The sequence below is a fragment of the Pontibacter populi genome (assembly GCF_040278685.1).
GTDB lineage: Bacteria > Bacteroidota > Bacteroidia > Cytophagales > Hymenobacteraceae > Pontibacter > Pontibacter populi.
This window is the reverse complement of sequence record NZ_JBEOKT010000001.1, coordinates 325,165-344,950: the sequence shown is the minus strand read 5'-3', so window position 1 is coordinate 344,950 and position 19,786 is coordinate 325,165. Positions and strand designations below refer to the sequence as shown.

Below are 19,786 nucleotides of genomic sequence, written 5' to 3'. Positions count from 1 at the left end.
AACTAATTTTACTTGGTAGCTACTCTTATACCTACGGCCTGTATGTGTGGCAGCGGGTCGCGGCGCATGTACTGCGTTACTTTAAGTTTGTAAGTACCAGCCTTCGGAAAGGTGATATCACTCAGTATAACCTGCTGCAGATCAAACGTGTCCGATGATCCTTTGCCAAGCGGCTTGCCTGTTTTAGCATCCATCAGCAGTATTTCGTGTAGCTTTTTGGATAACTGTTTTCCATCTGGCCCGATGAGCTCGTGCTGCAGGTACAGGTTATAAAAATCGTACTCCAGGTTATAGCGCAGGTTCACGAAAACGTTATGCTTCTGTGTCGTGTCTTTTACCTCAAACTCAAATACAGGCGCGTTATCTATAGCCCAGTTATTTTCCGGCAGATCGATGTTTTGCTCATAAACACGCCCCGGGTCGCAGGAGGAGAGCAGCAATAAAAAAGCTGCTGCCCAGCATACAAGGGTTTTATACATTGGCGTCTGGTTTATTCTGATCCGGTCTTTTACCCCGGAACGGCTTTCTGGAACGATGCTTTTTAGGATGCTGGCCTTCCTGCCCCGGTTGCTGTGCCTGCGCCTGTGGCGGTCTTTCACCGCCTTCGCGTGGTGCTCTTGGCTCACGGTTTGGTTTTGGCCGGTTATCACGTTCGCCACGAATACCTTCCCGCTCTTTGCGCTCGCCACGTTCACGCTCGCCACGTTCACGGTTGCCACGTTCGCGGTTTGCCTGTTCAGGGCGGTTGCCTTCGCGTGGTGCTCTTGGCTCACGGTTATCGCGTTCAGCGCGCGGCTCCCGGTTTTCAGGGGCACCTTCGCGGGTACGGTTTCGGTTATCCGGGCGTGGGCTGCGGTTGCGGCGTTGTTCGCCTTCGCGTGGCTCCATTTCCGATCTCGGCTTTCTTTCGGGGCCCTGCATCGGAGCAGCTTCTGCTACTGCAGTTTCGCCAAATGCGCCTTTCTTTTTCTTCTTCTTTTTCTTTTTGGCCTTATACTTATCGTCGAGTCGTTCCAGGTTACCTTCTACCTGCGCTACAAACTCGTTCTGTTTCGGCTCTTCTACTACTTCTTTCGTGAGCGAGTCTACGGCTATACCTTTGGCATTCAGGTCCAGTATTTCCTGCACACGTGCTACCGGCACCGGGTACCAGTTATTGTCCCCTTTAAACCCAAACCACATCATCTTTTTAAAGATATCAGTCTTCTGCAGAAAGGCTTCTCCGTTTTGTGTCTGCAAGGAGCGGTTTACAGTCGGGATATCCTTCAGCGCTTCCATGTAGGTTTCCAGCTCATAGTTCAGGCAGCACTTCAGGCGGCCACACTGCCCCGAAAGTTTACTTGGGTTAAGCGAAAGGTTCTGGTAACGCGCTGCTGTAGTTGATACGCTTTTAAAATCGGTAAGCCAGGTAGAGCAGCATAGTTCGCGGCCACACGAGCCAATGCCACCTAAGCGGCCAGCCTCGTGGCGGAGGCTTATCTGGCGCATCTCGATACGCACTTTAAACTCTTCAGCCAGCTTTTTGATCAGATCCCTGAAGTCAACGCGGTCGTCGGCAGAGTAGTAGAAAGTCGCCTTGCTTCGGTCAGCCTGGTACTCCACATCCGATAGTTTCATGCGCAGATGCAGCTGCTGAATTATCTCGCGCGAGCGGTACATGGCACCACCTTCCAGGTCACGGACTTCGTTGAATTTCTCCATGTCCTGCTCGGTGGCAATGCGGTAAATGCTGCGGATCTCTTCGTTGTTGTCAACTTTCTTCTTCAGCATCTGCAGGCGTACGAGCTCACCTTTAAGCGACACAAACCCAATGTGATGACCGTTTGGTACATCTACTACCACGGCATCGCCAGTAGTTAAATCTAATCTGTTGGTATTACGATAGAAGTCCTTGCGGCCTCCCTTAAATCTTATCTCTACGATGTCAAACTCCTCAAACGAAACGGGAATTTCCATATCGCTGAGCCAGTCGAACACGTTCAAACGGTTACAGCCTCCTGTGCTGCAGCCGCCGTTGCTTTTGCAGCCACCAACAACCTCTGTGCCGTCAGCACTGGTTTTTTTGGTACCGCATCCGCCACTGGAACATGAATTACAACCCACTTTTAATCTCCTTATATAGCTATGTTAATCCTTGTTTTCTATTCTGGTAATTAACAAATATACTAATTTTTTGTGCTAATGCTGTAGCGGTCCATGAAATGTGCCTGCTGCTGCCCTGCAACAAACCTGATACGCATTACAAAAATGCTGGCTACATGCTTATTGCTGAAATTTAAACTATAATTTTAAGCAATGCTTCGGAAACTACTGTCACATGCGGTAATTTATGGTTTGGCGGCCCAGGCTCCACGGTTGGCTGGCGTACTGGCACTCCCGATCATTACCCGCTACCTTACGCCCGCCGATTATGGCGTGGCCGGTATCGTTACAGCATACGTCTCGATTTTTACTATGCTGCTTACGTTGGGCCTGTCGGTGGTAATGATGAACAGTTTTGCCCGGCAGCCGCAGCGCTACCCCTGGGTTTGGCGCCAATTGAATGGGTTTGTAACGTTATGGTCGCTGGTTTATGGCTCGCTGGTTATAGTTGCGCTGTATTTTCTGGTTCCGGAGGAGGGCGCTGCGCATCGGCTGGAAATTGCGTTGCTTGCCGGGTTGCCGATCATGCTGTTTACCATGACGGAATTGCAGAGTAACATCTACTTCCAGTTATCGCAGAAGCCTTTGCCGCTTGCCTTTCGCTCGTTTATAGTTGGTACTATCGGCGTTGCCTTGAATATCTATACCATCGCTTACCTTGGGCTTGGGTTCAGGGGGTGGTTCTATGCCGGTTTTATATCAGTAGGCATCGGGTTTCTGCTGAATAGTTATCATGTGTATGTGCAGCTGAAGCTCTGGCCGATCTTTAATTTTAAGTGGAGCCGGATAAAACAATCGTTGCGGATATCGTTGCCGGTAATACCGCACAACCTTGCCAATTTTATGCTGGATACTTCGGATAGGCTGGTGCTGGATATATTGCGTGTGCCGGTACAGCGTATCGGTTTATACAATGTTGCGTCGAGTTTCGGGACGTATTTTTTGCTGGCATCCATGGCCATTACGCAGGCTGCATCTCCTTTTTACCTTACCTACCTTGCCCAGCAAAAAGATAAAACAGCAGCGTTGCAGGTCCGGCATCTGACATTTGCGCTACTGGCCTTGTTTTTATTCGCTACTACCTTGGGCAGCCTCTGGATGCGGGAGATATTTATAGTTCTGATAAAAAACGAAGCACTGCAGCAGGCGTACCCGTTGGCGATCATTATCCTGATGGGGTATAACTATAGACCGATGTACCTGGCCGTGATGAATACACTTACTTACCGCGAGCATACCAACAAACTATGGCGGCTCTCGGTGGTGGCCGGCGTGGGAAACGTGTTACTTAATTTTATACTTGTTCCGATATTTGGCTACCAGGCGGCGGCCTACACTACTTTTGCAGCGCTTATGTACATGGGCTATTCCGGATTTTACATGAAAGCTTACAAAGATTCGTCGCTGGTGCCGTATTACCCTATGGTGTGGCTGGCGCTAACGGTTTTGCTGTTATTTATAGTTTACAAACTGGCTACAGTGGCCATAATGGTTAAAGTTATAGTTACAGCAGTTTTAGGAGCAGGAGCTATAGTTGCAGCTGTTATTTACCGCCGGAATCTGAAATTACAACTATAAGTTTTTCACGCACCGCCAACTCTACCTTACCAACTATAGAACTATGGAATCTACCTATACTTTCTCTTACCTTACGGCACAGGAGATGCCGGAACTACACCAGGTTTTTCTGAAAGCGTTTGCAGATTATTATGTGCCGATACAGCTTACCGAAGAGCAGTTTAAAACAAAACTGAAACGCGAAAGTATAGATCCGGCTTTTTGTGTGGCAGCTTTTGAGGCGACTAAAATGGTAGGATTTATACTTACCGGCCTCGGCGAATTTAATGGCAAACCAACTGCTTACAACGCAGGTACAGGCGTGCTGCCGGAGCATAGAGGTCATCAGTTAACCCGAAAAATGTATGCGTACCTTTTACCAAAACTGCGGCAAAGTGGAGTGGAGCAATGCCTGCTGGAAGTGATACAGGAAAACGAACCGGCCATCAAATCCTATAAAGCTATAGGACTGACCTTTACCCGGGCGCTCGACTGTTTCAGGGCTACAAAAGATGAACTGTTGCTGCACGGCGATGAACCGGACGATATTGCCATTTTACCGGTAAGCAAACCTGACTGGAATACTTACCAGCATTTCTGGGATGTACAACCAACCTGGCAAAACACTCCTGCTGCCATCAAAAATACACCCGACGAAAAAGTTATTCTGGAAGCGAGAGATACAAGCCATGAACTGGTAGGGTATGTTGTGTTTCTGCCTAAGAATGGCGCCGTTCTTCAGCTTGCCGTAATGCCTGATAGGCGTGGAAGAGGAATAGGCAAAGCGCTTCTGAAAGAAGTAATGCAGCAAACTATAGCTCCGGCACTCATGTTCATTAATATCGATACGGCAGCTGTTGATTTTAAAGCTTTCCTGAAGCGGCGACATTTTAACAGGTTCCTGGGGCAGTACGAAATGCTGATGCCGTTGGTGTGAAAAGATTGGCAGGAGTGTTATCGTTGCTAAAGTACAAGCACCCCCAACTTCTCATATCTACGCTTGCTACTTTCGAACTCTCTTCTCGGTAGTCTAAGGCGGGGAGCTTTTCTGCTCTTCATTTTGTCATCTCGAACAATCTGAGAGATCTGGGACGGTTTAACATCCCCCTTCGCCCCCTTCAAAGGGGGACTTTCTGCCGTCGCTATAGTTGGAGTTATAGTTCTATAGTTGCAGCCTGTCGAGTGGACAGGTCGTGACCTGTCCCTACGGAACTACAACCACGATAAAAGTCGAAGCTTGCCTGTCATACTATAGATAGGTGGTTGCTATGCGAAAGATATCAGTCTTTGGGTTGAGCGCCTTGTGAATATCTGGTGCCGTTAGGCATTGCGAGGCACGAGCAAAAGAGATTCGCACAGCGCGATGCCCAAAGACGGGGCCTCCCGGCCGTGAGGGCACCAAAGCTAAAGATGAAACTATGGGTTTGTTGAGCTCCCAGGATTGGAGGTAGTTTGAAAGGATAGCTTGGTTCAGGTTGGAAAGGAATCAAACTATAGAACTCAGAATTCTCACTGCGTCGAAATGACAAATAACGAACTATAAGACAATTAAGACCCCTCGACTAACGCTCGGGATGACAAGAAAAGCTATAGGATAAATAAGATTTCTCGGCTTGGCGGGCTGTCTTCGACTCTCGGCTTCGCTCAGGATCATACAATCAACAATGAGCAACCCAATTGGCCTGCAGAATGAAAATGCTACCTTTGTACAAACTATAAAAACGAACTATGGCGTGGGTTTACCTTATTTTGGCTGGTATTTGTGAGATTGGTTGGGCGTACGGGCTGAAATACAGCGAAGGTTTTACAAAGCCTGTTGTAAGCATAATTACAGTGGCCGGAATGATCTTGAGCTTTGTGCTGCTCTCGCAGGCGATGAAGACTTTACCCTTGGGAACTGCTTATGGTATCTGGACAGGAATTGGTGCTGCAGGCTCAGCTATTTTAGGTATTGTGTTCTTAAACGAGCCCCGCGACCTGGTGCGTATTCTTTGTATTCTGATGATAGTAGCCGGCGTAGTAGGGCTGAAGGTGTTCTCAGGAGAAGTAAAATAATTTACCAACTATAAACGTCCGCAGCTTTACCAGAGAATAAGTATAAACGGTTTTTGGTAGCAAGTGCAGTTGTATAGTTCTTGTCTTTCGGGAAGGCTATAGTTTGTTCCTGGTGCTTGTACAGATCATAAAGGTGTAGGCTGCCTTCCTTCACATAATAGAGCTCGTTGTTCAAAAACCCGATATGTGATACGCCTGTTATCGGTAGCTTCTGCTTATAGTTACCCAGGTTATCAAACACATAAATCCCGCTGTTATAGTCCAGCAGATACACTTGGTTCTGGTATTCGCGCAGCATCCGTATATCAAACTTGTTGCGGTCTAATACTAAGTTCAGGGGAGTTTCTATAGTTACCTTTCGCAGGCGTAAATCCAGTTTGCTAAGTTTGAAATCAGTTTCGTCAAAAAGCCAGAACCCGTCATCAGAAGAGAGCGCGGCAGCTTTTACCGTGTTGTTTATTTCAAAATCAGCTAAGGCTACACTTGTGATCGGCGTTAAGAACCGGTCAAGCAAAAGCAACTCCTGTCGGTCAGCATAAAAAGCCAGCACCTTCATCGGGTTCCAGGCATCTATCGTTGTAACCCTTGCGTTGTTTGTTGGGGAGAACAGTGTTACCAGCCGGCCCAGCGAATCGAGTTGCACGATGTTGCGCCTTGGGTTTAACAGGTAAACCGAACCGCTTCGGTCTGTTGAAATGGCAGTTGATGACCCTACCGCTATAGTTCGGATATACGTTGCCTCCGGTTGTTGTGCAAGCAACGTTGTTGCTGTTAAAAGCAGCAGGCAAAGTAAAACTGTAGTTGTGTTAAGCTTCAAAATGCTTCAGGGTTAGGTTCGTGCCATCGTATACGCCATACGAGCAAAAATTGACCCACTCTCCTAAATTCACATAGCGGCTTCTGTCACCAATAGGCAAGTCAAGCGGTAAATGGCGATGTCCGAAAATATAGTAGTCGTGATGCTTTTCTGTTTCTACTTCGCGGCAATATTGCAGCAGCCACTCATCTTCACCTAAAAAAGCCTCATCCTTTTCAACATTGCTGATACGGCTCCTGCGTGACCACATGTTGGCAATACCAATTCCTAAGTTAGGATGGATGCGTGCAAATGCCCACTGGCAGGCTTTGTTGGCAAACACTTTTTTGATGATCTTGTAAGTATGGTCACCGGGACCTAAACCATCGCCGTGGCCAATGTAAAAGGTATGGCCGTTTATAGTTGTAGAGATCGGCTCACGAAGTACAGGTATGTTCAGTTCTGTCGGGAAGTAATCGAACATCCACATATCATGGTTCCCCGTGAAAAAAAGTACCGGAATTCCTGAGTCAGTTATCTCTGCAAGCTTACCCTGCAACCTGATAAAGCCTTTAGGTATAGTATGGCGGTACTCGAACCAGAAGTCAAAAATATCTCCCAGCAATAGTATGGCAGCGGCATCGTGTTTTACCTCATCAAGCCAGCGCACAATTTTAAGTTCGCGCGCTTTGCTGGTTGCGGCATCGGGCACACCCAAATGGAAATCAGACGCAAAGTATACTTTTTTACCGGGTGCCAGTTGATCAATGCGAAAGGTCATCTATCAGGAAAAGTACGAGTTGCTTAGGGCCATGAGCACCCATTACCAGCGTTTTTTCAATATCGGCAGTACGGCTTGGTCCACTTACCAGGCTCACCATCGATGGGAAGTTTTCTTTATACTTATTGCGAACGTGCTGCAGGCCATCTTTAATATCCGGCACAAGCTGGCTGGCCTTTGCAATTACAATATGTATCTCGGGATAAACAGTTAAGCGCCTGCCCCCTGCATTTGCCGAACTGATCAGAATGCTTCCGGTACGGGTTATAAGTGCTTCGCAGGTTGTAAGGCTTGCTTCGGCTTTACCCAGGAAATCCTGTTCCGAATCTGTGAACTCTATACCTGCATGATACAAGGCCTTTTGCAGAACAGCTTCCCAAACATACAGGTGCTGTATGTTCTGCTCGTGCTTAAATTTATATAGCTGATCGAAAAAATCTTCTTCGGTTTCGCAATAGAAAAAGGCACCGCTGTTCTTCAGGAAATTCTCCACAAAAATAACCGACATGTCATCGGTGTTGGCGTGGTGAAGGGGTGAGGTGAAATCAGGGGTAGGAGGCAGAAAAGGCGCTGGCTTAGCCAGCGCCTCTCTTACTCTTCTTAGAACTATTTCTTTGGTTTTAGCTTCGTACATGCCTGGTTAAATCAAGCTGTTCTGGAATTAATGTTATCCTCCTGCTCAGCAGTGGAGTGGCCGTTTACGTTATTTAACGGAGTACCGTTCACTTCATTTTCCTGCGGAGCAGTATTATTTGTATCGTCAAACTCAACAGGATGATTCTGTTCTACTTCGCTCTTGGTCTGGCTTCTGTCTGTACCTGCTGTGTGAGCCTGGTAGGTAGTTAACGCTTCAAACGGACGTGGCCCAACCAAACGCTCCAGGTCACTCTGGAATAGAATCTCCTTATCAAGAAGTTCTTTAGCGATGATCTCCAGTTTATCACGTTTTTCTACCAGTAACGCTTTTGTACGCTGGTAAGCAGAATCAATGATGATGCGAACTTCGTTATCTATAGTTTCGGCAGTTGCTTCTGAGTAAGGCTTGTTAAAGGTCATATCAGACTGCTTCGAATCGTAGAACGAAACGTTTCCTATTTTCTCGTTCATACCATACATGGTTACAATACTATAAGCCATTTTGGTAATACGCTCCAGGTCGCTCAGGGCACCGGTCGATATCTTGCCGAACACGATGTCTTCAGCTGCACGACCACCTAAGGCCATACACATCTCATCAATCAACTGCTCGGTAGTATACAGGAACTGCTCTTTTGGCAAATACTGGGCATAACCCAACGCAGCAACACCACGCGGAACTATACTTACTTTTACCAACGGATCAGTATGCTCCAGGAACCATCCTGCAATTGCGTGACCAGCCTCATGATAAGCAACAATTTTCTTTTCTCCCGGAGAGATGATCTTGTTTTTCTTCTCTAAACCACCAATTACACGGTCAACGGCATCGTTAAAGTCCTGCATTTCTACAGCCTTTTTATTGCGACGTGCAGCGATTAGGGCAGCTTCGTTACAAACGTTTGCTATTTCGGCACCGGCAAAACCAGGGGTCTGAGCGGCTAACTTTCTTGCGTCCACATCAGGGGCAAGTGTAAGCGGCTTTAAGTGTACATCAAATATCTCGGTACGGCCGTTAATATCCGGCTTATCAATACTTACCTGGCGGTCAAAACGGCCCGGGCGAAGTAAAGCTGAGTCCAGAGTATCAGGGCGGTTGGTAGCAGCAAGTATAATTACACCTGAGTCAGTCGCGAAACCATCCATCTCCACAAGCAGGGAGTTCAGGGTGTTCTCACGCTCATCGTTACCACCAGGCACCTGGCCACGGCTACGATGACGACCAATCGCATCGATCTCATCAATAAAGATGATACAAGGTGCTTTAGCTTTTGCTTGTTTGAAAAGGTCGCGGACACGGGCAGCACCCACACCTACGAACATCTCCACAAAGTCAGAACCTGAAAGCGAGAAGAACGGAACATCGGCTTCGCCGGCAACAGCTTTCGCCAATAAGGTTTTACCAGTGCCCGGAGGGCCTACAAGCAACGCACCTTTCGGTATTTTACCACCTAGTACCGTAAACTTGCTTGGGTTCTTCAGGAACTCTACTATCTCCTGCACTTCTTCTTTAGCTTCCTCAAGGCCGGCAACATCTTTAAACGTTATCTTTACCTTGTTCTCAGCATCAAATAGGGCAGCTTTAGATTTGCCTATGTTAAATATCTGCCCACCAGAGCCACCAGCTGTAACGCGGCGCATCAGGAACCAGAAACCAAACAGTAATAGTATCAGGAAACCCCATGTTGCGAAGAAATCCATGAAACCGGTACGCTCTTCAGGGTAAACCGGAACATGCTGCTCACGTGGCAGGTCTTTCTGTATCTCTGTAAGGTCGTCGTTAAATATCTCAGGAGAGATGATCTGGAAATGGTATTGGGGGCCTTTGTCTACCGTTAACGAACCACGGTCAGACAGCTCCTGCTTATACTTTTCGTTTTCAAGTGCTTCATCTTTCAGGTATACCTCTACAGTTTTATTATTAACTATAGCCAGTTTACTTACATCGCCACTTAAAAGCATTTCTTCAAACTCTTTCTGCGATGTTTCTACAGACGAATTGCTCCTGTTAAGGTAGGTCAGCCCGAAGATCACGAGTATAAGCACGGCGAGCATCCATAACTGCATGGTAGGGCGCGGCGGCGTTGTCGGGATCAGAGGCTTCTTCTTTTTGTTGTTATTGCCTTTATTATTCTTTTCTGCCATGGTTTAATTATCAGATATTTGAAGAACACCGGCCTGTGTAAAATGTTTTACCAGCCCGGGGTTAGTTAAACTGATTCTACGTACTGAATGCGGGCATCGCCCCATAATTCTTCGAGTGCGTAGAACTCGCGTTTGTCTTTCAGGAAAATGTGTGCAACAACATCTACATAGTCCAGCAGTACCCACTCTTTGTTAGTGCGGCCTTCGCTCTGCCACGGGTTCTGTTTTGTTGCTTTAAAAACCTCTTCTTCTATTGCACTTGCAATAGCGTCCAGTTGAGTATCAGAGTTTGCGGATGCTATGATAAAGTAGTCTGAAACGGCATTCTTAAGTGATTTAAGGTTCATTACGACAATATCGGCTGCCTTTTTTTCCTGCATACCTTTTACTACAAGCTCTGCCAATATGTCTGAATTAGCCTCAATCTTACTATCTTTCATTTGTGCTGATTAAATTTGAACTACAAAAATATTAAATTTTGTCGAAATTATGTTGCCTAATACGCTGTTTGTAGGCCAGCAGCTCTACTATCTGCCGGTTTGTGAATCAACCAACTCCGAGGCCCAACAGCTTCTTATCAAAAATAAAGCCACAGAGGGCTGTACGGTACTTACCTCAGAACAAACAAAAGGGCGTGGCCAACGGGGCAATACCTGGGAGGCTGAGCCGGGTAAAAATATCACACTTTCTGTTATTCTGTCACCTGTTTTTCTTCCTGTCAGGCAGCAATTTTACCTTAACATGGCGGTGTCGCTTGCTGTGCTGGACCTGCTGCACGAATACGGCGCTACCGCTGCCAGGGTTAAGTGGCCTAACGATCTGTATTTTAAAGATAAGAAGCTTGGCGGGATTTTAATAGAAAACTCTATAAATAGCCACACTTTACAACACAGTATCATCGGGATTGGTTTAAATATAAATCAACTCAATTTTGATGTAGATACGGCCACTTCGCTTTCTGCCATTACCGGTACAACTATACACCTGGAGGAAGTAACCAGCAGGTTGCTTGAACTGCTCGAAAAACGTTACCTGGAACTGCGTAATGCGCGCCACGCCAAATTAAAGTACGAATACCTGCAAGCCCTTTACCGGTACCAGGAAGTGCACCAGTTTATAGTCGACGGAAAACGCACAGAAGGCTGTATAGTTGGCGTAGACGAAGACGGCAGGCTGGGTGTGCAACTGGACGGCGAACTTCGTTTCTTTGGTTTTAAAGAGATCACTTACATCATCTGAACTATAGTTTGCCTGTCGCATAAAAAAGGGAAGAACTATAGTTGCTTCCCTTTTTTATGCGACAGGCTTATGAAGTGCTGTTACTATTGTATGATCAGTTTCTGGGTCTGTTTATCGGTGCCCTGCAGCAGATTTACGACATACATGCCTTTTGGTAACTGCAGCTCCGGTAACGATACATCTATTTCGCGGCTTCCGGCTGTTACCTGGTGTACCAGCATCACACGTCCGCTCATGTCTACAATCTGTAGTACGCCACCGTTCACATCAGCGCCTGTGCCTAATACTGAAACTGTAACTGTGTTGCCATGTGCCGGGTTAGGGTAAACGGCAAACTTTCCGCCGCCAGGTAAGCTCTGTAGTCTCACCGCTATGGTTTTGCTATAGTCGTCGGTACCGTCAAAATCAACCTGGCGAAGACGATAATAGAAGATGCCGGCGCGGTTCACGTAGTCAGTGTAGTTATATTTTTGCTTTGTGCTGGTAGTTCCTGCGCCATCAACCGAACCTATTTTATCAAAGGTTTTGCCATCCAGGCTGCGTTCTACTTCAAAACGATCGTTGTTGCTTTCAGAGGCTGTTTCCCATTGCAGTTCTATGCCGCTTTGCGTTGCTTTGCCTTTAAACGAAAGCAGCTCTACAGGCAATGGCGAGATCGGAGAATCTTCTCCACAAGTAACTGTATTAAAACCTGTAACTATAGTTTCGGCGTTTGTTGCCAGGCTTATGGTAAAGTTCTCTTCAGGGTTATAAGCAGCAGTTGGTAACGAGAAGATGAAATAATCTGTGTTGCCGTTTGCGTAATCGTTTGTGTTCTGAGCCTCAAAAAGTAGTATGCCATCGGTGTAAGTAGCCGTGTATTTATAGTTAGCGTGGTAGGCGTTGCCGTTGTTATTGCTTACTGTAGTTACGCCTGCTGGTGCACCTGGTATCTCAATAGCAACACTTTTTACGGTTGCTGCGGTATTGTTTTGTAGGTCAAAGCGCAGAGCTGTAGTTCCGTCGCCGTTGTCAGTTGCCCCGGTAAATCCGAAAACAGCTGAGCCACGGTCTATGCGGCATTCCGGCATTGGGTTTAAAGGAGCGCAAACTCTGTGATTAAATTCTATATTGCTTGGTTCTGCGTCGGCTACTTTAGCCTGTACTCTTATCGAACCAAGTGCATTATAGTCTTCAACAGATATCGGGTACTCAAAAGTATAGCTTGTTCCATTGCTTATGTTGGTCTGTGTTTTTGCTGTAAATTGTATGGCGTTATAGTCTGTTATGATCTTGTTGCTCTTGCCGCTTTTTCCGTCTTCTACATTAAAATCCGGTTGGGAAGCAAAGTAGTTGGAAGGTTCATCTGCATCAGATCCTTCCGGTAGCTCAAAGGCGATGTATTCCAGGCGGGTGTCGCAGTTTACTGTAAGGGTATAAGATAAGATGTAAGTATCTTCATCGTGCCGGGTGGCACCGTTAAGGCTGTAGGTAAGGCAACCGTCTGTAATGCTGCATTCGGATGGTTGCTGATCGGTCTGGGCGCTTACCGTTTGTAAGGCCATAAAGATCATAAGGAAAGAAAAAATATAGGGTTTCATGTAAATCTTAGTTCATAGGGTAATCTTAAATAAATTTAATATTTGCTCTAACGGGACTGTTTTCACCTAGTTGCACTATAAACTATAGTTATAACTACAGTGCAATCATGTTCTTGATTTAGTATTATAAAATTATTTAAATGCAGCCTGTATAGCCGGTATTATATATAGGTTATTGTGAATAGAGGTGTGAGGCGGTGTAACTTTAGCTTGTTTTAAAATTGTATGGTTTTGCTTGATGGTATTGGTATAGTTATATTTATATTGATCGGTGCAGGGGTTGGTTTTACAGGTTTGGTTCAGGAGAAACTATAGCATGATGCGTTAAGAACAGTAACAGGCATTGTTTTTGATTAAGTAGCATGAAAGCGCAGAAAAGCTGTCGCTTTTAGAAAATGTTCGCCATATTTTCAGATATAAAATTTATATATTCAAGCATTTACATTATATTTGATTTGTCGGGCTAAACAAGAGCTTGTTAAACCAAAGTGCCTATATGAAGACCTTTACTAAAATATTATTTATATCAACACTGGTAAGTTCGCACCTGCTTGGCTTTACAGCTATGGCAACGAACGCTATCAGTAACAGCGCTGAAGCAGGCGTTGCGCCAACGTATAAGGATGGCAGCAAGATCTGGAAGCTAAAGCAGGAGAAAAAAAGCGGACCTGTTGTATCAGCACACAATGCACGACCTGTGTTTGTGACTTCTGATGCAGACCACACCTGCTCCCAGATTTATGCAGCTGCTGTAGCGCCATCGTTTCATATAGAAGTGCCGAAAGCGGAGAAAAGCCTGTATGCATCAGTTGTTCTGGCGTCGTTTATGCCGGGTCGCGATGTGAAAACAGTGCCTTCTATCAACGCTTATCCAAACCCATCGAAAGGATACACCCGCTTAACTCTTACACAGTCGGGCGGCGATAACTATAAGATCAGGATCTCTAACACGATAGGCCGTGTTATTTTTACAAAAGACCTGGCATCTACAGAAGCAAAAGAGATTACATTGGATATGAGCCCGTACCCATCGGGTGTTTATTTCTATAGTTTGCTTGTTAACGACAAGACCGTTGAAACCAAGCGACTTATCCTGCAGAAGTAATTAAAAACAGCAATATACTATACGAAGCCGGCCCTTGGTCGGCTTTTTATATGTAATAGTAAAAGAGTTTAGGAGCATTGGAAGTTAGAAGGTTAGAAAGGTATAAGTTAGAAAGTTAATTTTATAGTTAGCCTTAAAGCTTTATAGTTTAGTCGAACAACAATCCATTAATTTAACAACCAACAATTAACAATTATATCTCAACGCTTCACATATTTTAGTATTTTCGGGGCGCAATCCTAAAAATTACCATGACAGACTATCGAAAGATAAATAACCTTGTAGGCTGGGTCGTATTCTTTATCGCGACCGTTGTGTATGTGTTAACCCTTGAGCCGACGGCCAGTTTCTGGGATGCCGGTGAGTTTATTGCCTGCTCTTACAAATTGCTGGTGCCGCATCCTCCGGGTGCTCCGTTTTACCTGCTGGTAGGCCGTATGTTCTCTATGTTTGCCGGCGATCCGTCGCAGGTGGCATGGTGGGTTAACCTGTTATCTGCCCTTTGCAGTTCTTTCACGGTGCTGTTCCTGTTCTGGACGATCACCATTTTTGCTAAAAAGCTCCTGATAAAAGAAGGCGAAGCGCCAACTGCTAGCAATATTATGCTGGTAATGGGTGCTGGTGTGGTAGGTGCGCTGGCCTATACTTTCTCCGACTCTGCCTGGTTCTCAGCCGTAGAAGCCGAAGTGTATGCCATGTCGTCGTTCTTTACGGCTATCGTTTTCTGGGCTATGCTGCGCTGGGAAGCTAAGGTTGGCGAAGCACATTCTGATAAATGGCTGGTGCTTATTGCCTACCTGGTTGGCCTCTCCATAGGTGCCCACTTACTAAACCTGGTAACTATACCAGCCCTTGCCTTTATTTACTACTATAGATTATATAAGCCAACCTTAACTGGCGGTCTTATCGCCTTTGCTATTAGTGCAGTTATAGTTGTGTCGATACTCTGGGGTGTTATACCGGGGCTGCCATCTGTGGCTGGTAGGGTAGAGGTATTCTTTGTGAACTCGCTGGGTATGCCGTTCGGCTCTGGCCTGATCATATTTGTAATTCTTGTAGTTGCAGCTATCGTGTACGGTATTAAGTACTCTGTAAAGCATAACAAGCGCGTATTGAACACAGCTTTGCTAAGCCTTGTATTTGTACTGATCGGTTATTCTTCTTACATGATCATCCCTATTCGCTCGTCTTACGAACCAACTATAGATGAGAATGACCCGGATGATATTATGAGCGTAGTGTCTTACCTGAAGCGTGAGCAGTATGGCGACCGTCCTTTGTTATATGGTCCGCAGTACAACGCACAGCCAATCAGTCAGGAAGTAGGCGCTAAGCGCTACATAAAAGGTGATAAGAAATACATTGAAACAGAGCCTAAAATTGAGCCTGTTTACGATGATAAAGACCTTACACTGCTGCCACGTATTTACAGCGACAATCCACAGCATATAGATGAATACAAGAAGTGGGTAGACCTGCGCGAAGGACAGATGCCAACATTTGGCCAGAACCTGAGCTACCTGTTTAACTACCAGCTGGGCCACATGTACTGGCGCTACTTCCTTTGGAATTTTGTGGGCCGGGAAAGCGATGTGCAGAATGCCGGTGTAGTTTGGTTTGTTGATAATGAGCCGGGCTTGCCAGAGCAGATAGCTGAAAGTAAAGCCCGCAATAACTTTTTTGCCCTGCCGCTTATCATCGGTATACTTGGTTTGATATGGCAGGTGCGGAAAGATGAAAAGAATGCGTTTATAGTTGGTCTGTTGTTTTTCTTTACCGGTCTGGCCATTGCGCTTTACCTGAACCAGCCACCAACCGAACCACGTGAGCGCGACTATACATTTGCCGGTTCTTATTACGCTTTCAGCATCTGGATCGGTCTGGGTGTGGTTGGCTTAGCTGGTTTGCTCGAGAAAGTATTGCGCAACGACGGCACGCGCGCCGCTGTTGCTACACTGATTTGTTTACTGGTACCAGGAATTATGGCTGCTGAAGGCTGGGATGACCATGATCGTTCTAAGCGTTATCAGTCTGTAGATTCTGCCCGCAACCTGCTTGATTCTGTAGCACCAAACGGCATCCTTTTCACAAACGGCGACAACGATACATTCCCGTTGTGGTACGTGCAGGAAGTAGAAGGTTACCGTACCGATGTGCGCGTGGCCGTGCTAAGCTACCTGAACACCGACTGGTATGTAGAGCAGATGATGCGTCCGTCTTACAAATCAGAACCATGGCCGCTAACACTTGGTATTGAGGATTACCGCCAAGGCACGAACGATTACCTGCCTTACGACGAAAAACCACAGGTAGCTTCCGGCATCGACCTGAAGCAGTTTATTGACCTTGTAGGGCAAAGACACCCACAACTGCAGGTGCAGTATGGGCAGGGTACCACGCTTATGACCTTCCCGACTAAAACCTTCGCTTTAAAAGTGGATAAGGAGAAAGTTGATAAGATGAACTTTATTCCGGAAGAGAAAGAAGGCGAGATCGTTGACCAGATGAAGTGGGTTATAAATAAGTCGTTGCTGGAGAAGAAGCACTTGGTAATGCTGGACCTGCTGGCTACCAATAACTGGGAAAGACCTATATATTTTTCAACTACGGTTAACAGTGCAGATTTTATAGGTTTATCAGAGTACTTCCAGTTAGATGGTCTTGCCTGGCGTGTAGTTCCGGTTAAAACCACTACTGATAAGGATCAAAGCTTCCTGAGCTCACCAGGTTACCTGAACAAGGAAGTAATGTACAACAACCTGATGAAGGAGTTCCAGTTCCGTAATTTTGATGACCCAAGCATTTTCTACGACGAGAACTATTACCGCTTTACAGCAAATGCACGTGATAAATTTGGCAAACTGGCCGCAGCTTACCTGGCCGATGGCAACAAGAAGCGTGCAAAAGAGTTGGTAGACTACTGCTTTAAAGTAATGCCGCTTGAAACAGTGCCTTACGACTACTATACACCACAGTTTATCCCGATCTACGCCGGCTTAGGTGATGAAAAGAAAGCACAGGAACTGTTGGATGACATGGCTAAAAAGTCTGGTCAGGCGCTTAACTATTACCTAACAAAAGGTGCCCTGTTCGACATGGAGATACAAACTAATTTGCTTGTAATGCAGCAGCTGGTTTTTGCTGCCCAGGAACTGGGTATGCAGGAGCGTGCACTTGAGCTGGAACGCCAGTTTACACAATACCTGCAAAGCATGCGCCGCTAAACAAAAAACAGTGTAATACAGTAAAAATAGGCCGGGCTGGTATGTACAGTCCGGCCTATTTTTTTTATACCTTTTAATGCATCAGGTATGGCTCCGAAAGCGGTAGTTTATAGTTTGCTTTTAAGTATAAGCATCATAGCTGCATCCTGCGGGCAGGTAACAGAAACGGGGCAGCAGGCAGTTGTGCCAAGCCAGCAACGGGTAGCCCCGGAGCCTGATGTAAACATGCAGTATACCTGGCGTGCCACTCCCGATAGTCTGCATTTTTACCTGTTCTTTTACGATGTAAGTCGCCTGGAAGAATTGCAGCGCACCGCCTCTAGTCTGTCTTACCAGGTTAATGGGGAAAGTAAAAATGTACTGTTGAGAGATACCTTAAAGATCACTAGACAAGCTGCTGCCGAAAATAAGGATGGTGTCTGGCTGAATATTGTATTACCGAAACAAGTGGTAGCCAATAAAACTACGTTACAACTTAAACTATGGCAAAAGTTTGCCGGAGAGTCTAGTTTAAACTCCGCATTCAGAATTGAGCTGCAACCTGGTATGCTTAATAAAACTGCTGTGCTTGTAAATGCTGGTACCAATAAGCCGGTTATTCAAGGGTATATTACTGCTTCCGATTCGCTGGTGTTGGAGAGTCCTGATACGGCCAATGCCATGCAGGTTTACTACTTTGCTACCGAGTTTACGCCTGCCCTGCCTCCAATGTCGCAGCGCACAGTAGCTCAACCCAGAACTATACAGCCACAAGATTCTCTAGCTATAGTTGCCCGCAATATCACTACATTACCAAAGGAGGGCCTGTACCTGTTGTGGGCCGGGACACCTTATGCAAAAGGGTTGCTGGTAGAACCTCATAACTACCCTATGGTAACTATGGCGAAAGAAATGCTGCATCCACTTATTTATCTGACTACTTCCGTTGAGCGCGAAAAACTATTTAAGGCAAGTGATCCTAAAAAAGCGGTTGATGATTTCTGGCTGAGCGTGGCGGGGGAGAGACACCTGGCCCGTGAGCTGATCAGGACTTATTATGGCCGCGTAGAGCATGCTAACAAACTTTACACCTCTCATAAACCCGGCTGGACCACCGACCGCGGCATGATCTATATGGTTTACGGACCACCCAGCGATATTAGCAGAATTGGCAACACAGAGACCTGGATCTACCGCGAATCCGACATGCAGCCCTACACCAAGTTCGTTTTTACGAAAAAACAGAATAACTTTACCGAAAATCATTATGAGCTGATACGGCGTCGTGAGTACGAAGAAAGCTGGTACAGCGCAGTTGCAAAATGGAGAGCAGGAATAACAGATATGTGAGCGGTGGTGGCTACGGCAGACCAAGAGCTCCGAAAGAAGATAAATTAGAAATGATATTCGGCTCCCGCCCAATATTAGAGGCCATGTTAGCTGGCAAAGTATTGGAAAAGATTTTCCTGCTGCGTGGCGCCAAAAACCCAACTACAGACGAGATAATAGCGGAAGCCAAAAAACTGGATGTGCCCGTAGTTACTGTTCCGGTAGAAAAACTGAACAACCTGACGCGTAAAAACCACCAGGGTGCGGTCGCGTTCATTTCGCCGATAACATATTTGCCGCTGCACGAAATCGTAACTTCACTTTTCGAGAAAGGCAAAACGCCGCTGTTGCTTATTTTAGACCGCGTGACGGATGTGCGTAACTTCGGCTCTATTGCCCGAAATGCCGAGTGTATGGGAGTAGATGCGATCGTGATACCTAGCCGTGGCGGTGCCCAGATAAATGCAGACGCCATGAAAACATCGGCTGGTGCCCTTAACCTGGTGCCCGTATGTCGCGAGCCCAACCTGAAAGAAACGATAGATTACCTGAAGGATTATGGTGTGCAGATTGTAGCCTGTACCGAAAAAACGGAACACAACCTGACAGATAATACCGTTGATATGGTTGGCCCAACTGCTATTCTGATGGGTAGTGAAGAAGATGGTATCTCCCCGGAGTATTTAAAGCGCGCCGATGCAAAAGTACGCATCCCGCTTCTGGGCCAGATCGGTTCCCTGAACGTGTCGGTAGCTACTGGTATCATTCTTTACGAAGCTATGAGCCAACGCCTGCGGGATAGTGGTTACTCCAGTCAGAGTACATTTGAACCGAGATAACGAAACTATAAAATGGCTGCTCTAAAAGCAGCCATTTTTGTTTGGGTTATAGTTCTATATTGTCATCCCGAGCAAAGCCGAGGGATCTTATGTATCTTATAGTTTGATTTCCTTTTTTGTCATTTCGAACATTCTTGAGACGCGAGTCGAAAAGAGCCAGCGTAGCTGTGAGAAATCTATCTCAGCCTATAGTTTGATGCTCTGCTTTCTCTAAACAAGCCTTTCTTCCATAGTCATTTCCAATCCTGGGAGCTTTACTTTCCTATAGTTCTATAGTTAGCTTTGGTGCCCTCACGGCCGGGAGGCCCCGTCTTCGGGCATCGCGCTGTGCGAATCTCTTTTGCTCCTGCGTCGCAATGCCTAACGGCACCAGATATTC

The 19,786-nt window shown here is 46.2% G+C and carries 16 protein-coding genes; 8 read left to right on the top strand and 8 right to left on the bottom strand.

Features of this window, described 5'->3' with window-relative positions; translation table 11 throughout:
• Nucleotides 1-8 precede the first annotated feature (8 nt).
• Entirely contained in the window at nucleotides 9-479 is a 471-nt protein-coding gene (locus ABS362_RS01425; protein ID WP_350410338.1) for a gliding motility lipoprotein GldH, read from the bottom strand.
• Complete coding sequence (locus tag ABS362_RS01420; RefSeq protein ID WP_350410335.1) at nucleotides 472-2,103, bottom strand: PSP1 domain-containing protein; 1,632 nt, start codon at nucleotides 2,101-2,103, stop codon at nucleotides 472-474. Before ABS362_RS01420 ends, ABS362_RS01425 begins: the two co-directional genes overlap by 8 nt.
• A gap of 192 nt (nucleotides 2,104-2,295) precedes the next feature.
• On the opposite strand from ABS362_RS01420, the gene ABS362_RS01415 reads away from it, so the two are divergent.
• From ABS362_RS01415 to ABS362_RS01405, 3 genes are all read left to right on the top strand, one after another.
• Nucleotides 2,296-3,720, top strand: coding sequence for a lipopolysaccharide biosynthesis protein (locus ABS362_RS01415; protein ID WP_350410334.1), 1,425 nt, complete (start codon nucleotides 2,296-2,298; stop codon nucleotides 3,718-3,720).
• Nucleotides 3,721-3,763: 43 nt separating this feature from the next.
• The gene (locus tag ABS362_RS01410) at nucleotides 3,764-4,636 is read left to right on the top strand and encodes a GNAT family N-acetyltransferase (RefSeq protein WP_350410332.1); all 873 of its coding nucleotides are present in this window, start codon (nucleotides 3,764-3,766) and stop codon (nucleotides 4,634-4,636) included.
• Nucleotides 4,637-5,427: 791 nt separating this feature from the next.
• Nucleotides 5,428-5,754: a DMT family transporter gene (locus tag ABS362_RS01405; RefSeq protein WP_350410331.1), complete on the top strand. Its 327-nt coding sequence runs from the start codon at nucleotides 5,428-5,430 to the stop codon at nucleotides 5,752-5,754.
• A gap of 1 nt (nucleotide 5,755) precedes the next feature.
• Here the strand turns inward: ABS362_RS01405 and ABS362_RS01400 are convergent, their stop codons facing one another.
• From ABS362_RS01400 to rsfS, 5 genes are all read right to left on the bottom strand, one after another.
• A complete protein-coding gene (locus ABS362_RS01400) occupies nucleotides 5,756-6,571 on the bottom strand; it encodes a hypothetical protein (RefSeq protein WP_350410329.1) in 816 nt (271 codons plus the stop codon).
• Entirely contained in the window at nucleotides 6,561-7,331 is a 771-nt protein-coding gene (locus ABS362_RS01395) for a UDP-2,3-diacylglucosamine diphosphatase (RefSeq protein WP_350410328.1), read from the bottom strand. Before ABS362_RS01395 ends, ABS362_RS01400 begins: the two co-directional genes overlap by 11 nt.
• Entirely contained in the window at nucleotides 7,315-7,965 is a 651-nt protein-coding gene (locus tag ABS362_RS01390; RefSeq protein WP_350410326.1) for a LutC/YkgG family protein, read from the bottom strand. Before ABS362_RS01390 ends, ABS362_RS01395 begins: the two co-directional genes overlap by 17 nt.
• Nucleotides 7,966-7,976: 11 nt before the next feature.
• On the bottom strand, nucleotides 7,977-10,112 hold the full coding sequence (gene ftsH, locus ABS362_RS01385) for an ATP-dependent zinc metalloprotease FtsH (RefSeq protein WP_350410325.1): 2,136 nt from the start codon (nucleotides 10,110-10,112) through the stop codon (nucleotides 7,977-7,979).
• 65 nt (nucleotides 10,113-10,177) lie between these two features.
• Entirely contained in the window at nucleotides 10,178-10,552 is a 375-nt protein-coding gene (rsfS, locus tag ABS362_RS01380) for a ribosome silencing factor (protein ID WP_350410323.1), read from the bottom strand.
• 49 nt (nucleotides 10,553-10,601) lie between these two features.
• On the opposite strand from rsfS, the gene ABS362_RS01375 reads away from it, so the two are divergent.
• Complete coding sequence (locus ABS362_RS01375; RefSeq protein ID WP_350410321.1) at nucleotides 10,602-11,351, top strand: biotin--[acetyl-CoA-carboxylase] ligase; 750 nt, start codon at nucleotides 10,602-10,604, stop codon at nucleotides 11,349-11,351.
• Nucleotides 11,352-11,434: 83 nt separating this feature from the next.
• Here the strand turns inward: ABS362_RS01375 and ABS362_RS01370 are convergent, their stop codons facing one another.
• Entirely contained in the window at nucleotides 11,435-12,931 is a 1,497-nt protein-coding gene (locus ABS362_RS01370) for a T9SS type A sorting domain-containing protein (protein WP_350410319.1), read from the bottom strand.
• 496 nt (nucleotides 12,932-13,427) lie between these two features.
• Between ABS362_RS01370 and ABS362_RS01365 the strand changes: the two genes are divergently transcribed.
• From ABS362_RS01365 to rlmB, 4 genes are all read left to right on the top strand, one after another.
• Nucleotides 13,428-14,036, top strand: a complete 609-nt coding sequence (locus tag ABS362_RS01365; RefSeq protein ID WP_350410318.1) for a T9SS type A sorting domain-containing protein — start codon at nucleotides 13,428-13,430, stop codon at nucleotides 14,034-14,036.
• A gap of 251 nt (nucleotides 14,037-14,287) precedes the next feature.
• Nucleotides 14,288-17,260 carry a DUF2723 domain-containing protein gene (locus ABS362_RS01360; RefSeq protein ID WP_350410316.1) on the top strand — a complete coding sequence of 991 codons (2,973 nt, stop codon included), beginning with the start codon at nucleotides 14,288-14,290 and terminating at the stop codon, nucleotides 17,258-17,260.
• Between the two features lie 87 nt (nucleotides 17,261-17,347).
• Nucleotides 17,348-18,589 carry a GWxTD domain-containing protein gene (locus ABS362_RS01355; protein WP_350410314.1) on the top strand — a complete coding sequence of 414 codons (1,242 nt, stop codon included), beginning with the start codon at nucleotides 17,348-17,350 and terminating at the stop codon, nucleotides 18,587-18,589.
• Nucleotides 18,562-19,407, top strand: a complete 846-nt coding sequence (gene rlmB / locus ABS362_RS01350; RefSeq protein WP_350410312.1) for a 23S rRNA (guanosine(2251)-2'-O)-methyltransferase RlmB — start codon at nucleotides 18,562-18,564, stop codon at nucleotides 19,405-19,407. The genes ABS362_RS01355 and rlmB overlap by 28 nt, the downstream gene beginning before the upstream one ends.
• Nucleotides 19,408-19,786: the final 379 nt, after the last annotated feature.